This is a genomic window from Cloacibacterium caeni, from assembly GCF_907163105.1.
GTDB lineage: Bacteria > Bacteroidota > Bacteroidia > Flavobacteriales > Weeksellaceae > Cloacibacterium > Cloacibacterium caeni_A.
Genome location: NZ_OU015321.1, coordinates 523,367 through 538,484 on the forward strand (window position 1 = coordinate 523,367; position 15,118 = coordinate 538,484).

At 32.9% G+C, this 15,118-nt stretch carries 9 protein-coding genes; 5 read left to right on the top strand and 4 right to left on the bottom strand.

Going from position 1 to position 15,118, the window contains the following annotated elements; genetic code table 11:
- Window positions 1-2,871 (top strand): M16 family metallopeptidase, encoded by a 2,871-nt coding sequence (locus KKQ76_RS02425; protein WP_213195668.1) that lies wholly within the window; start codon window positions 1-3, stop codon window positions 2,869-2,871.
- A 206-nt stretch (window positions 2,872-3,077) separates the two neighbouring features.
- Here KKQ76_RS02425 and KKQ76_RS02430 read toward each other — a convergent pair whose 3' ends face one another.
- Window positions 3,078-5,216 carry a S46 family peptidase gene (locus KKQ76_RS02430; RefSeq protein ID WP_213195669.1) on the bottom strand — a complete coding sequence of 713 codons (2,139 nt, stop codon included), beginning with the start codon at window positions 5,214-5,216 and terminating at the stop codon, window positions 3,078-3,080.
- Window positions 5,217-5,363: 147 nt separating this feature from the next.
- Here KKQ76_RS02430 and KKQ76_RS02435 point away from each other — a divergent pair, with 147 nt between their 5' ends.
- Window positions 5,364-5,840 (top strand): hypothetical protein, encoded by a 477-nt coding sequence (locus tag KKQ76_RS02435; RefSeq protein ID WP_213195670.1) that lies wholly within the window; start codon window positions 5,364-5,366, stop codon window positions 5,838-5,840.
- A 72-nt stretch (window positions 5,841-5,912) separates the two neighbouring features.
- Here KKQ76_RS02435 and KKQ76_RS02440 read toward each other — a convergent pair whose 3' ends face one another.
- Window positions 5,913-7,478, bottom strand: a complete 1,566-nt coding sequence (locus KKQ76_RS02440) for a SulP family inorganic anion transporter (RefSeq protein WP_213195671.1) — start codon at window positions 7,476-7,478, stop codon at window positions 5,913-5,915.
- Between the two features lie 370 nt (window positions 7,479-7,848).
- On the opposite strand from KKQ76_RS02440, the gene KKQ76_RS12680 reads away from it, so the two are divergent.
- Window positions 7,849-8,010, top strand: coding sequence for a hypothetical protein (locus tag KKQ76_RS12680; RefSeq protein ID WP_246501319.1), 162 nt, complete (start codon window positions 7,849-7,851; stop codon window positions 8,008-8,010).
- Window positions 8,011-8,017: 7 nt separating this feature from the next.
- Window positions 8,018-8,446, top strand: a complete 429-nt coding sequence (locus KKQ76_RS02450) for a hypothetical protein (protein WP_069796765.1) — start codon at window positions 8,018-8,020, stop codon at window positions 8,444-8,446.
- Between the two features lie 48 nt (window positions 8,447-8,494).
- Here the strand turns inward: KKQ76_RS02450 and KKQ76_RS02455 are convergent, their stop codons facing one another.
- Together KKQ76_RS02455 and ligA are read right to left on the bottom strand one after the other, a co-directional pair.
- Window positions 8,495-8,971 carry a hypothetical protein gene (locus KKQ76_RS02455; protein ID WP_213195673.1) on the bottom strand — a complete coding sequence of 159 codons (477 nt, stop codon included), beginning with the start codon at window positions 8,969-8,971 and terminating at the stop codon, window positions 8,495-8,497.
- Between the two features lie 16 nt (window positions 8,972-8,987).
- Window positions 8,988-10,994, bottom strand: coding sequence for an NAD-dependent DNA ligase LigA (gene ligA, locus KKQ76_RS02460; RefSeq protein WP_213195674.1), 2,007 nt, complete (start codon window positions 10,992-10,994; stop codon window positions 8,988-8,990).
- 365 nt (window positions 10,995-11,359) lie between these two features.
- Here ligA and KKQ76_RS02465 point away from each other — a divergent pair, with 365 nt between their 5' ends.
- On the top strand, window positions 11,360-14,965 hold the full coding sequence (locus tag KKQ76_RS02465) for an Eco57I restriction-modification methylase domain-containing protein (protein ID WP_213195675.1): 3,606 nt from the start codon (window positions 11,360-11,362) through the stop codon (window positions 14,963-14,965).
- Window positions 14,966-15,118 lie beyond the last annotated feature (153 nt).

Here is a 15,118-nt window from a genome sequence, read left to right on the forward strand (position 1 = left end):
ATGCAGACGAAATTAGTATTAAAAACTAAAAATTTTACAGATAAAAACGGGTACACTTACCAACAAGTAGAAGGAGATGAAACGGGTGTAAGAATCTACAAATTAAACAATGGATTAACGGTTTATTTGGCTCAAAATGATGATGCTCCTAGAATCCAAACCTATATTCCAGTAAGAACGGGAAGCAATAATGATCCATCAGACAATACAGGATTGGCGCATTATTTAGAGCATATGATGTTCAAAGGAACGAGCAAATTAGGAACGCTGGATTGGGAAAAAGAAAAAGTATTATTAGACCAAATTTCTGATTTGTACGAACTGCACAAATCCGAGCAAAATCCAGAAAAAAAGAAGGAAATTTATAGAAAAATAGACGAAATTTCTCAAGGAGCCAGTCAATATGCGATTGCCAATGAATATGACAAAGTCATTTCTTCTCTTGGCGCAACAGGAACCAATGCTCACACTTGGTTAGACGAAACGGTCTATAAAAATAACATTCCGAATAATGAATTGGAAAAATGGCTCAAAATAGAAAAAGAGCGTTTTTCTGGTTTGGTTTTAAGGCTTTTTCATACTGAGTTAGAATCGGTTTACGAAGAATTTAATCGTGCACAAGATAACGATGTGAGGTTGGTAAATTATGCACTTATGGAAGCCCTTTTTCCGAAACATCCTAATGGTCAACAAACCACTTTGGGGAAATCTGAGCATTTGAAAAATCCTTCTATGAAGGCTATTCATCAATATTTCAATGATTTTTATGTGCCTAATAATATGGCGATGGTTTTGGTGGGAGATTTAGATTTCGAAGAAACCATTCTTTTGGTCGATGAATATTTTGGAAAATTTGAGTACAAAGAACTTCCGAAGAAAGAAAAAATTATAGAAGAACCTCAAACTGAAATTGTAGAAAGAATTGTAAAAAGTCCTTCTGCGCCTAGATTAAACATCGCTTGGCGAACAGATTCTTATGGAACCAAAGAGGAGCATTTGGCAGAAATGGTGGCTCAGATTCTCTCCAACACTGGCGAAGCAGGTTTGCTGGATTTAAACATTAACCAAAAACATAAAGCACTCAGAAGTTATGCTTATGAATTGGGTTTTAAGCAATACGGATTGTTCTCGCTCATGATTGTTCCTAAGGAAAATCAATCTCTAGAAGAGGCAGAACAACTGCTTTTGGCAGAGATAGAAAAAGTGAAAAATGGTGATTTCCCAGATTGGTTAATTCCTGCGATTATCAATGATATGAAATTGCAGAAAATCAGAAATCTAGAAACTGCAGATGGTTTAGCAACAGCGCTTTACGGGATTTATATCAATGAAAGAACTTGGGAAGAAGAACTTTCGGAAATTGAGAAATTTGAGAAAATTACCAAGCAAGATGTGGTAGATTTTGCTCAAAAATTCTTCCAAAAAAATTATGTGATCGTCAAAAAATTACGTGGCGAAAACGAAAATCTTATTCGAGTAGAAAATCCGGGAATTACTCCTGTTAAAATCAATAGAGAAGCACAATCTGAGTTTTTGACCGAAATTCTTCGCCAAAAATCTTCAGAAATTACTCCTAAATTTATTGATTATAAAAATATGATTGAGGAAACTCAAATTGGGGATAAAAAAATCAGTTTTGTAAGAAATAAATACAATCACATTGCGCAGTTGCATTTGATTTACAAAATAGGAACAGACCATGATAAAGAGCTTTTCTTAGCGGTGCAAGTTTTGCAATATTTGGGAACTTCTCGTTTTTCGGCGGATCAATTAAGTCAAGAGTTTTTTAAATTAGGAATCAGTAATGATTTCAAAACGTATGACGACCAAATGATTATTTCGCTTACTGGTTTTGAGGAAAATCTAATCAAAGGTTTTGAACTTTTAAAACATTGGATTACCGAAGTTAAACCAGATGATGAGGTTTATGAAAGTACGATAGAATTGATTTTAGAAAGCCGAAATGTGGCTAAAAAAGACAAGTCAAGAATCATGACGGCATTAAGTCATTATGCTAAATTTGGTGAAAATTCCAGATTCAGAGATGTGATTTCTGAAGAAAAATTGAGAGCAACAAAAGTAGAACATCTTACTGAAAAAGTGAAGAATTTGACCCAATTACCTTATGAAATTTTCTTCTACGGTAAAGATTTTGAGGGGTTCAAGGAAAAAATTCAACCCTTGTTAGAAAAATCAACACTCACCATTCCAAAGCCGAAAATTTATCAAGAATTGGAAACGCAAGGAAAAGTATTCTTTACCAATTATGATATGGTACAAATGGAAATGAGTAAAATTGGTAGGGCTTCTCAACTGAATACAGAAAATTACGGAAAAATCAATGTTTTTAATGAATATTTTGGCAGAGGTTTATCATCTATTGTTTTTCAGGAGCTCAGAGAAAGCAAGAGTTTAGCGTATTCTGCGTATGTAAATTACTCTACTGCGACTTATTTGGATAGACATAATTACGTGGTAAGTTACATTGGTACACAAGCCAATAAATTGCATTTAGCAGTAGATGCGATGGCGGATTTAATGCAAGATTTGCCTCAAATTCCTACGCAATTTAATAATGCTAAAAATTCTGCGCTGAAACAAATTGCTTCTACCCGAATTACCAGAACCAATATTTTCTTTAATTTTTTAAATCTTAAAAAAATAGGAATAGATTATGATATTAGAGAAAAAATTTACCACGAAATAGAAAATCTACAGCTGGAAGATTTAACTCAATTTTACAATCAAGAAATAAAACCCATCTCTTATAACGTTGCGATAATGGGCAAAAAAGAAAATTTAGACCATTCTGCGATTGAAAACTTAGGAGATTTTCACGAACTGAGTTTAGAAGAAATTTTTGGATATTAAAACTGAAAATTTTATAAAATCAGGTAGTTATAGTGTAACAAATAAAAAATTTAATAGACTTACCTTTGTATAACTCTACAGAGGTAAGAGTAAATTTCATCATTTGTGTTTGACCTCAGAAGAAATTCTGAGGTTTTTTTTATGTTTAGATTATACAAAAAGAACGCACCTTTTGGCGCGTTCTTACTAAAATATTTTATCGAAAATTATTTTACAATTTTCATTTCGTCTAATAGCCATCTTGCTCCAGCAAATTTATCGATGATAAATAAAATATACTTGGTCTGAACCATAATATTTCTGCTGAATCTAGGGTCAAAATTAATGTCACTCATCGTGCCTTCCCATTGTCTGTCAAAATTTAAACCGATAAGGTTTCCTTTTTTGTCGAGAGCTGGACTTCCTGAGTTTCCACCAGTGGTGTGGTTGGTTGCGGTAAATGCTAATGGAATTTTTCCAGCAGCATTTTTGTAATCGCCATAATCTTTGGTGTTGTATAACTGAATCAATTTTTGTGGAACATCAAATTCATAATCGCCCGGAATATATTTTTCCATTACACCATCTAAAGTAGTTTCGTAGTGGTAAGAAATCGCATCTGCAGGATTAGAACCTTTCACTTTTCCGTAAGTCACTCTCAGTGTAGAATTGGCATCTGGGAAAAATTTTCTTTCGGTATCTGTAGCCATCATTTGCGCTAAATATTTCTTTTGCAAAGCATCTATTTTACTTTGTAAACCTACATATTGAGCATCTGCTTTAGTTACATAAGTTTCTCTCATTTTGGTTAAAGTCTGATAAATAGGGTCAGCTTTCAGAGTTTTTACCAATTCTGGAAGATTTGAGAAAACTTGGTCAATATTAGAATAAACGGTAGCTCCGTTTACTGAATTTCTTCCTGAAATCACAGAATTTCTGCTCCAGTTTTCAAGAACTTGAAGATTTTGGTTCACATCTTTAAATTGAGCAAAACCTTCTGGTAAAAATTCTGGTGCGGTTTTATTGGCGTATAAAGCCAAAAGTTTAGCGGTTACTTTAGCATCTAATTCGCCATCATAATCTTTATAAATGCCAGAAAGTCTGTTTTTGAATCCTTGAACAGTTTTGTTATCTATTTTCCCTGCTTCATAATTTTGAACAAAAGTATAATACAGATTAGCAAGCGTTAATGTTTCAGCATTTCGTAGAATTTCACTGTAATAAGCGTTATTTAAAGCATAAGGCGCTTGTTGGTCATACAGTTTTTTAAATTCATCAAGAGACGTTTTAATTTCTGAATTTTTAGCCACTAAAGAACTTTCATAAGCTTGTTTTTTGGCAACAGCATTTGATTTTTTAAGACCTTTTGTTTCGCCAATCCATTTTTTCCAATAGTTGGCAACAGAAGCGTATTTAGAAGCATATTTAATTCTGGTAGCATCATCTGCACGCATTTTTTCATCTAAAGTTTTTAGAGCGATATCTCTTACTTCAATTCTCGCAGGATTGGTATCTGTGATGATTTTTTCAATCGCTACGCTTGGCAAATATTCATTGGTTCTGCCCGGAAATCCGAAAACGAAAGTGAAATCATTTTCTTTAATGTCTTTTACAGAAATCGGTAAGAAATGTTTTGGCGTAAAAGGAACATTGTCCTTAGAGTATTCCGCTGGTTTGTTGTTTTTGTCAGCATAAATTCTAAACATAGAAAAATCACCAGTATGTCTTGGCCAAACCCAGTTATCCGTATCAGAACCGAATTTACCAATGCTTTGTGGTGGTGCTCCTACTAATCTAATGTCTTTATAGGTTTCTACTACAAATGCATAATATTTATTCCCTGCAAACATAGGTCTTACAATAATACTTTGGTAAGATTCTATTTTTTGAGATTTCTTGTAAGCGTCTATATTTTCATTGATTTTTTTAGTCAATTCTGCTCCGCTTAATGAAGAAGTATTGCCTAAAATATCTTGAGTAATTTCTTTAATATCCGTAACAAAATCTACGGTAACACCTGGGTTTGGCAATTCTTCCCCCATGTTTTTTGCCCAAAATCCATTGGTCAATAAATCATTTTCTACGGTAGAATGGCTTTGGATGTTATCATAACCGCAGTGGTGATTGGTTAATAATAAACCTTTCGGAGAAATTATTTCTGCGGTACAACCTCCGTCAAACTGAACTACAGCGTCTTTAATACTCGGTTTTTCAGTGTTCCAAATGTCTTGGGCTTTAATTTTCATTCCCAAAGATTTCATCTCTTTTTCATTAATTTCAGTAGGAATCCACATTCCACCGTATTGCTGACCAAAAAAAGCAGCAGCCTGAAATAATGTCGCTATAATAAACGTTTTCTTAAGCATTAATTCATATTTTTAAAATGAGTGCTTAAAATTAATCAAAAAATATCATCATCTCACAATTTTGAAAGCATTTAATATAATTGTATAAAACATTTGGAGACGTGTCCATCTATCTTTGTCTTAACCAAATCACAAAATTTTTACAAAATGACTACACATCACACCGAAGATAGATTACAGCATTATGAATTTGACCAATATACGGTGACCACCAATTTTGCCAACTATGAAGATGCGGTAAATTATGCCAATGAACACCAAGGTGAATTGGTAGAAGTAGGTTTTACAGATGGTTCTGATAATCCTACACCGAATGATTCGGCGAAGTTGGTAGAAAGTAAAAAACCTTTTAAGGTAGAATTACCAGATCATCCCAATTATAGAGTGCTTTATTCTGATGCAGAAGGATTTCAAGAAATGGCAGACCAAATTCTTTTTGACATGAAAAAAGCAGAAAATGATATGCTGCCAGAAGATATTTTGTCTGACCAAAATATTGCACCAGGAGATAGAATTATTATCACAGATGAAAGCGGTGTAAATACCGTAACGACTAGAGAAAGAATAAAGTTTTTAATGCGAGGAAATGTATACGAACTTGCCGTAAAAACAAATAACATTTAAACAGACAACTTTACTTCATATTTTCAGTATTTGATTTTTAGACAGTAAGCCTTCATTTTTTGGAGGCTTTTTTTAGTGAGAAATTGCAGCAGTTTCTACGGTTTCTATATTAATCATTTGAAGCTGGATATGTCTGTCATGTGCTTTATTTTTGAAATCTGAAATAATTTCTAAAACATCATGGTCGATAAAATGAACTTCGGAGCCGTCAATAGTTAATACAGAATAAGCAGGAACTTTATCCAAAGCATTTTTAATTTTCACTTTATTGATGAAAGTTACATTGCTGTGAAGTTTCAATTTATATTGGTCAATACCTTGAAAATGTGTTTTTTCTATTTCGTAGTTTTCTTTGAAATTTTCTTTGATGATGTAATAAATAGAAATCAATAAACCAATAGAAACTCCAATGAGTAAGTCTGTTACAAGGATAATAATAATAGTGGCAATAAACGGAATAAACTGTTTTAAACCGAGTTTAAAGAGATGTTTATAAATCTCAATTCTTGTCAATCCAAAACCTGTAATAATCAAAATAGCAGATAAAGAAGCGTATGGAATCATGTTAATCAAAAACGGAATCAGCAATACAGAGAGCAATAAAAATACTCCATGCATGAAGGCTGAAACTTTAGTTTTTGCGCCAGCTTCTATATTAGCAGAACCTCTTACTACGACTGCGGTGATGGGAATTGCACCTAAAAGTCCGCATAGGAAATTACCAATTCCCTGTGCAATCAGTTCGCGGTTTACAGGAGTAATTCTGTTATGACGGTCTAGTTTATCCATCGCTTCTATACAAAGCAAAGTTTCTAGCGTGGCCAAAATTCCTATGAGAATTCCATCTTTCCAGATTTCTTGGTTACTCAGAATTTTAGAAAATTCGGGGAATTTAATTTCTGCAAACATGTTTTCTGGAATATTAACCAATTGATTTGGCTTTAAAGCATAAGAAGAACCGAAATAATTCATTAAAAAGTTGATTAAAATTCCAAAAATAACCACCAAAAGTGGAGCGGGAATCTTATTGAATTTTTGAAATTGTGGTTTCTTCATCAGAATTAAAATCGCTAAAGAAATCACAGAAATAAAAACTGCACCTCTGGTAATATGAGAATTAAACTCTACCAGGTTTCCTAAGAAATTTTTAGAAGTGAAAATTTGTACAAAACCACTGGTCCAAAAATCGGGTTGATTATATCCTAAAGCCAATGGAATTTGTTTAGAAATCAAGATAATTCCTATAGCAGCCATCATTCCTTTAATCACCGAACTCGGGAAATAACTGGCAAAAACGCCCAGTTTTAAAACACCTAATAATATTTGAAAAAGTCCAGCAATAATTACCGCCAATAAAAAGGTTTGAAAATCGCCAAGACTGATGATAGAGGCAGCGACAACCGTAGTTAAACCAGCAGCAGGACCAGAAACAGCTAAATCTGAACCACTCAGAACTCCTACTACAATTCCACCGATAATTCCTGATAAGATACCTGAATAGAGTGGTGCTCCAGAAGCCAATGCTACGCCCAGACATAAGGGAAGTGCAACTAGAAAAACCGTGAGACCTGCTGATAAATCGTGTCTCTTAAACATTAACCAATAATACTTAAACGTTCTATCAAGATGCAAATCCATTGTTGTAAATTTTAATACAAATTTATGAAAATTTAAAACTTTGCCCGGAGAAAGTTATAAAATGTTAATTCTGTATGAAATCAAGAAAATATTGTAAAATACTAAGCGCTTGTTTAATCTAATTTTGTACTGTAAAATCATGCTTAGTTTTAATAACATACTGCAACTGTTTATTCTGGCGATACCTATTGCTTGTATTGCGTGGACAGTCACGCACGAAGAAATTTTCAAAGAACCGCGAGAATATTGTCAAAAAAGAGTAGAAAACGCAACTTCACTCTCGGAGAAAAAGTTTTTTTATCTCTTTACCTGTGAGTATTGTTTTAGTCATTATGTGACGATATTTCTCTTGTTGATAACAAACTTTACCTTGTTTTTTGAAGATTGGCGAGGATATCTCATTGCAGGATTTTCATTGGTTTGGATAGCCAATATTTACATGAGCTTATTTGGTTTCTTGAGACAAAATCTAAAAGCCGAAAAAATAGAAGCAAAAATTAAAAATATTGAGTATAACGATTTAAAAAATTAAAAATTAAATGCACTACGGGAAAAAAATATTAGAATTTATGGTAGGAAATTTCAAAATCTATACGGGTTTTGGAAACTACAAACAAGCAGAAGAGTTTGCCCAAAAAACCAATGGCGAACTCACAGAGATTGTATATCATGACGGAAAGATAGAGCCAGAATTTTCAGATAAAGCAAAATTAGTAGAAAAGAAAATGCCTTTCAACGTAGAACTTTCAGAGGATTACACAGTTTTTTATTCTAATGATGAGTTTTTTGAAAAATACACTCCAGCCGAACATGAACAAAATTATGATTGTGAAAATCAAAACACACTGAATGCTCAAAACGTGATTATTTTTAATGGAGATTATCATAATTCTCCTTGTTTAAAAGAAAGATTAAAGAAACTTGCCAATTCTCATTTTTATGAATTAGCCGTTAAAGTTTCCATTTAAAAGCAAAAGTTCAAGAATTTTCTTGAGCTTTTTTATTTAACAAAAAATTTACTTAAGAACAATAAAAGTGAGTTTGTAAGAGTCTTTTCCATATTTATCTTGTTGATAGTTTTCTATTTTGACTATCCTGAGCCTACAAATTATATTTTTGTTTGAAGAAAATACAGTTAGCAAATCTTTTCTAATTTTATAACGATATTTAATTTTTGCAACAGATATACTAGGAGGTTCATTGCACTCATCTCCATAATTGATTGTGAGAGAATTTTTTGGATAAAAGACGAATAATTTACTTTTACAAAATGGAAGATTCGATGTAGTATAAAAAGAAATGGTGTCGTTTTCTTTAAAAGATGCCGTGTTGTCTGTCCATAATTTATTATCAATCCCATATTCTGATACTTTTGCATCATGTTTTTTCTCTGTTTCAATAATAATTTTTTTGAATTTATCATTCAAAGCCTTTTGTCCAAAGCCAAAATTGAACATAAATATTAGAACTAAAAATATTGTTGAGTTTTTCATTTTCAATTCACTATTTTCAATTTTCAATTAAGTTAAGAAACTGTTGTTCATCTAAAATCGTAATCGTACCGATATCTTGTGCCTTTTTGAGTTTGCTTCCCGCTTTTTCTCCCACCACCAGATAGTTGAGGTTTTTAGATACTGCCGAAATATTTTTTCCGCCATGCTTTTCTACCATTTCTTCGGCTTGTTCACGCGTAAAAAGCGAAAGTTTCCCTGTGAAAAGAAAGGTTTTGCCTTCTAAAACAGTACTCAAAACTTCTGTAGTATTTTCGCCTTTTTCCAGTTGTACGCCATAACTTCTCAATCGTTCAATCATTTCCCAATTTTCGGGATTTTGAAGATAAGAAACAATGCTTTCCGCAATTTTAGAACCAATGTCTTCTACTTGGCAGAGTTCCTCTTCTGTGGCATTTTTTAAATCATCAATGCTTGGGAAATTCTTCGCTAGTTTTTTGGCAACCGTTTCTCCTACGTGTTTGATGCCGATTCCGTACAATACTTTTTCGTAAGGAATTTGTTTAGATTTTTCTACGCCGTCAATGATATTTTGGGCAGATTTTTCCGCCATTCTTTCCAGCGGAAGCAATTGTTCTTTGCGCAAAGTGTAAAAATCTGCAATGTTGGTCAGTAAACCTTCACGGTAGAGTTGTTCTATGGTTTCGCTGCCTAAATTTTCTATATTCAAAGCTTTTCTGGAAACGTAATGAATCATTTTTCCCACAACTTGTGGTGGACAATGCGTTTCATTAGGACAAAAATGAGCAGCCTGATCTTCTAAACGAATCAGCTCACTGCCACATTCTGGACAATGCGTTGCATACTGAACTTCTGTAGCAAAAACATTTCGTTTTTCTAGATTTACGCCTACAATTTTTGGAATAATTTCTCCGCCTTTTTCTACATAGACGAAATCTCCTACATGCAAATCCAGTTTTTTGATAATATCTTCGTTGTGCAGAGAGGCGCGTTTTACAATGGTTCCAGCCAATAGAACGGGAGCCAAATTCGCAACAGGTGTTACTGCGCCAGTTCTCCCCACTTGATAATCGATGCTGAGTAATTCTGTTTCTACTTTTTCGGCTTTAAATTTATAAGCCATTGCAAAACGGGGAGATTTGGCAGTATAACCCAATAATTGCTGTTGTTTTAGGGAATTTACTTTGATCACAATTCCGTCAATGTCGAAATTCAATTTCTTGCGTTTCTCGTCCCAGAAATTGATAAAATCTTGTACTTCTTGAATATTTCTACAAAGTTGGGCGTTTTCAGAAATTTTGAAACCCCAAGTTTTTGCTTGTTGAAGCAGTTCGAAATGCGTTTCCGCAGGACTGTTTTCGCTTACAAATTGATAGAGCACCGCCGAAAGATTTCTCTTTCTCACTTCGCCAGAATCTTGCAGTTTAAGACTTCCAGAAGCAGTATTTCTTGGGTTCATAAAAGCGTCATAACCTTCTGCTAATCGCTCTTCATTAATTTTGTTGAAGTTGTGGTGCGTAAGATAAATTTCGCCACGCATAAAAAATCTTTCTGGGAAATTTCCCTGCAACTGAAGCGGAATGTCTTTAATGGTCTTTACATTGGCAGTGATTTCATCGCCTTGGAAACCATCACCTCTGGTTACGGCTTGAGAAAGTTTACCGTTTTCAAATAAAATGGAAATAGAAGCGCCGTCATATTTCAGTTCGGCGACGAATTCTATGTCTTCGGTTTCTAAAATTTTAGAAATTCTAGTGTGCCAATCCTGTAAGTCATTGAAATCATAAGAGTTATCCAAAGAATACATTCTGAACTGATGCTGAATGGTAGGGAAGTTTTTGGTGATTTCTCCACCTACTCTCAGTGTAGGAGAATGCGGGTCATAAAACTCTGGATGAGCTGCTTCCAGTTCTTGCAGTTCTTTGAGTTTGGCATCAAATTCAAAATCCGAAATCGTAGGCTCATCTAACACATAATAATTGTAATTATGCTGATGCAGTTCTTCTCTTAATTCTTCTATTCTTTGTAGGATATGTTCAGGCATTTTCTGTAGAAAGATTTTAGCAAAAATAACTAAAATAGTTGGAAACTGGGTTAAGGAAAAGAGCAAGTGTCCTGCCTTTATCCTGTAAGTATCTAGCAAGTGTCTTACCTAATGTCTAGGATTTATAATCCGAATGTTGAAAACATAACCTTGTCATTCTGAATGCAGCGCAGCAAAGTGAAGAATCTCTACATCAAGAAACAGATTTTTCGCTTCATTCTTCCGCTCAAAATGACAAAATGTTTTTACATGTAATACAAACTTCCAATCCTTGAACATGACTAATCCTAAAATAGGATTACGGTTTCTCTTATTGGTATAAAGTGAGGTTTTTATTATATTTGAACATCAAATAAAAAATAACCATGTCATTGTTTCAAAAAACGATAGTATCAAAATATCTTAAAACTCAAAATCAAGAAAATATTCATCTGAAATGGGAGACCTTCAAAGAACATTTTCACAACTCAGAAATTCAGAATAATATCAGAAATTCTAAAGAAGAAGAGTATCAAGAAGGTTTTTTAAGAGATTTATTCGTTACCGTTTTAGGTTATACTTTAAAACCACAGATTAATCACAATCTTTACAGAGAACTGAAAAATGTAAATGATTCTAAAAAGGCAGATGGTGGTATTATTGTAAATGATATTGTAACCGCAGTAATAGAACTAAAAGGAACTGACACTACCGATTTAGGAAAGGTAGAAAGCCAAGCTTTTGGGTACAAGAACAATCAGTCTGGTTGTAAATATGTAATTACTTCTAATTTTGAGAAGTTGCGTTTTTACATAGATAATGCTATTGAATTTTTAGAATTCAATCTATTTGAATTAACCAAAGAAGAGTTTGAATTGTTGTATTTGTGTTTGGCGTATGAAAATATTGCGGCAGATATTCCTTCAAAACTTAAAAATGAATCACTAAGCAAAGAAGACGAAATTACCAAAAATCTGTATAAGGATTATTCGGTTTTTAAGAGAGAACTCTTTCAGAATCTTACCCAGCAAAATCCTGATTTTAACCCTTTAGAACTTTTCAAAAAATCACAGAAACTATTAGACAGGCTATTGTTTTTGTTCTTTGGTGAAGACAGAGGCTTACTTCCTGTAAATTTTACGAGAGGAATCCTCAATGATTGGCAAAAACTCAAAGAATTAGACGCCTACATTCCGCTTTATGATAGATTTAAGCAAAACTTCGGCTACATAGACCAAGGAGGAAAAAAAGACGTTTTTGCTTATAATGGTGGACTTTTTAAGCCTGATGAAATTCTGGATAATATCACGATTGATGATGATTTACTCTACAGCCACACCTATAAATTAGCAGAATACGATTTTGCCAGTGAAGTAGATGTAAATATTTTAGGGCATATTTTTGAAAATTCCCTCAATGAAATAGATGAAATAAAAGCCCAATTAGAAGGTCAAGAAATAGACAAATCTAAAACCAAACGCAAAAAAGATGGCGTTTTCTACACTCCGAAATACATTACCAAATACATTGTAGAAAATACGGTAGGGAAACTCTGCGAGGAAAAGAAAGCAGAAATAGGAATAGTAGAAGAAGAGTATTTTACCGATAAAAAACGCCAACAAAAAACCAAATTGGCACTGCTTCAAAAATTAGAAAATTACCGAAAATGGCTTCACCAAATTACCATAATAGACCCAGCTTGTGGAAGTGGGGCTTTCTTAAATGAAGCTCTTAATTTCTTGATAAAAGAACATAAGTATATTGATGAATTAGATTCAAAACTTGATAAAAAATATGGCACTTATGGCTTAGAATTTAATATTAAAAATTCTATTTTAGAAAACAATCTTTTTGGGGTAGACTTAAACGAAGAATCTGTAGAAATAGCCAAACTTTCTCTTTGGTTAAGAACCGCAGAACCTAACCGTAAACTAAACGACCTTAGCCACAATATAAAATGCGGAAACTCCCTAATAGACGACCCCGAAATTGCAGGTGATAAAGCCTTTCATTGGGAAAAAGAATTTCCACAAATTTTTAAAGAAAAGAAAGCCTTTCATCTTGTTTTTACTACTCATAATAGTAGAATTTCGGAACGCATGAAACAATACGGAATTGTACCTGGTAAATCGGCAGAACTAAGCCTTCCTCAAGAAATAAAATTGGCAGAAATATTTGCAGAAATAGCTAAAAATTATGAACTAGAAATTTTAGCATGGAATATTTGTAAAGATCATCTACATATAGTCTTGGCTTGTACAGAAGAAGAATTGTACCACCAAGTAAGGCTTATGAAATCCATCAGTAGTAAAAAATTGAACGAATGGATGAATACCGAGAATCCAATCGCGGAGGAGAATGCCAATCCAATGGGTCTTGACCCATTGCTTTCTGATAATGCAAGGCTTCGAGAAGCCTTGGAAGACGCTGCTTCTTACTTTCCTAATGAGCACAACAATCATCTGTGGTCTCAGAAGTTTTTTTCTGTAGATACAGAAAGTTGGAAATGGATAAGTGATCAAGAAAGTGGTTTTCCTTATGTGGCTACCCATCTATCTAACGCAATAGACTACATTCTCTGGAACAGAAAGAAACACCAATTGCCAAAAAGCACAGAGCTAGAAGAAATTATTGCTGGTTTTGTGAAAACTCCTGAAGAAGTCTTTAAAAACAAGCACAAAGGCGGTTTTGATGTGGTGATTGGTAATCCGCCGTATGTTTTATGTCAACCATCTAATACAAATGAGGAAACACTTAATTTTTATAAATCCTTTGAAGTAGCAAGTTACAAAATAGACTTATTTCATTTGTTTTTTGAAAGAGGAACTAATATTTTGAGAGATGGAGGAAAACTTGGGTTTATAACACCAAATACTTATTTATCAAATAAATATATTCAAAAATTAAGAAACTTTATTTTAAAAAATACTTTCATTGAAGAAGTTATTAATTATAATGAAATTGTTTTTGTAGATGCAGGAGTAGATGTAGCTACATTAATTTTAACTAAAGACAAAAGTAAAAACGAAAATATAAAGATTTATAATTCCGAAAGAGGAGAATTAAAATTTATTACAACCAAATCTCAAAATAGTTGGAATGAAGCTGAAGAACAAGTTTTTAATTTAAAGAATGATTTTTTCTTTGAATTTAAAGATTGTATTAAATTAGAAGAAATAGGAAATACTTATTTTGGGATACAAGCATATGATAGAAAAAGTTCAATTTCGGATAGAAAAATAAATGAAAATTATATTTCAATTATTGATGGAGCTGACATAGTTAGATTTCAATATTCAATTCCAAACAAATATTTCAATTATTTATCTGAAAATATTAAAAGTGGCGGTGATTTGAATGTATATAGTCAAGATAGAATAGTTATAAGTCAAATCGGGCAATCTCCAAAAGTAGGTTTCTGTGAAAAAGGAATTTTGACATCTAATACAATTTATAATTTATTTTTAAAGGATTCAAGATTTTCTTTAAAGTACATTCTAGCAATTCTAAACTCTCAATTGATAAAAAGCTATTGGTTATCAAAGTATAATGACAATAAAGACTTATTTCCGAAGATAAAAGGTTACCAATTAAAACAACTCCCAATAAAAGAAATTTCTTTAGAAAATCAACAACCTTTCATAGAAAAAGCAAACCTAATGCTTTCTTTAAATAAAGAATTGCAAGAAGTTTCTGCCAAATTTCAAAGAAATCTGCAAAGAGAATTTTCTCTGGAAGCGCTTTCTAAAAAATTACAAAATTGGTATGAACTTTCATTTGCAGATTTCTTAAAAGAGCTATCAAAAAGCAAGGGGTCGAGACCCCTTGGATTGTCAGAAAAGGCAGAATGGGAAGATTATTTCTTGCAAGAACAACAAAAAGCCATTTCTATAAAATCTAAAATAGAACAAACAGACGCAGCAATAGACCAAATGGTATATGAACTTTATGGCTTGACAGAAGAAGAAATAGAAATTGTAGAAAATTCTTAAACAAAGAACGCAGTCTCGCAAACTTATCATCCAGACCTTACTAATATACAAGCACAGCAATATACGCTGTGCTTTTTTATGTAAATGAGAAAATAAATGGTAAAAATATTTTTCTTGTGTTATTTTTATAGGGGTGTAATGGATTAAAATATA

Bases quoted from the DNA above. Each gene is read 5' to 3' on its own strand.
- KKQ76_RS02425 (WP_213195668.1), top strand. From the start codon at position 1: ATGCAGACGAAATTAGTATTAAAAACTAAAAATTTTACAGATAAAAAC.
- KKQ76_RS02430 (WP_213195669.1), bottom strand. From the start codon at position 5,216: ATGCTTAAGAAAACGTTTATTATAGCGACATTATTTCAGGCTGCTGCT.
- KKQ76_RS02435 (WP_213195670.1), top strand. From the start codon at position 5,364: ATGACTACACATCACACCGAAGATAGATTACAGCATTATGAATTTGAC.
- KKQ76_RS02440 (WP_213195671.1), bottom strand. From the start codon at position 7,478: ATGGATTTGCATCTTGATAGAACGTTTAAGTATTATTGGTTAATGTTT.
- KKQ76_RS02450 (WP_069796765.1), top strand. From the start codon at position 8,018: ATGCACTACGGGAAAAAAATATTAGAATTTATGGTAGGAAATTTCAAA.
- KKQ76_RS02455 (WP_213195673.1), bottom strand. From the start codon at position 8,971: ATGAAAAACTCAACAATATTTTTAGTTCTAATATTTATGTTCAATTTT.
- ligA (WP_213195674.1), bottom strand. From the start codon at position 10,994: ATGCCTGAACATATCCTACAAAGAATAGAAGAATTAAGAGAAGAACTG.
- KKQ76_RS02465 (WP_213195675.1), top strand. From the start codon at position 11,360: ATGTCATTGTTTCAAAAAACGATAGTATCAAAATATCTTAAAACTCAA.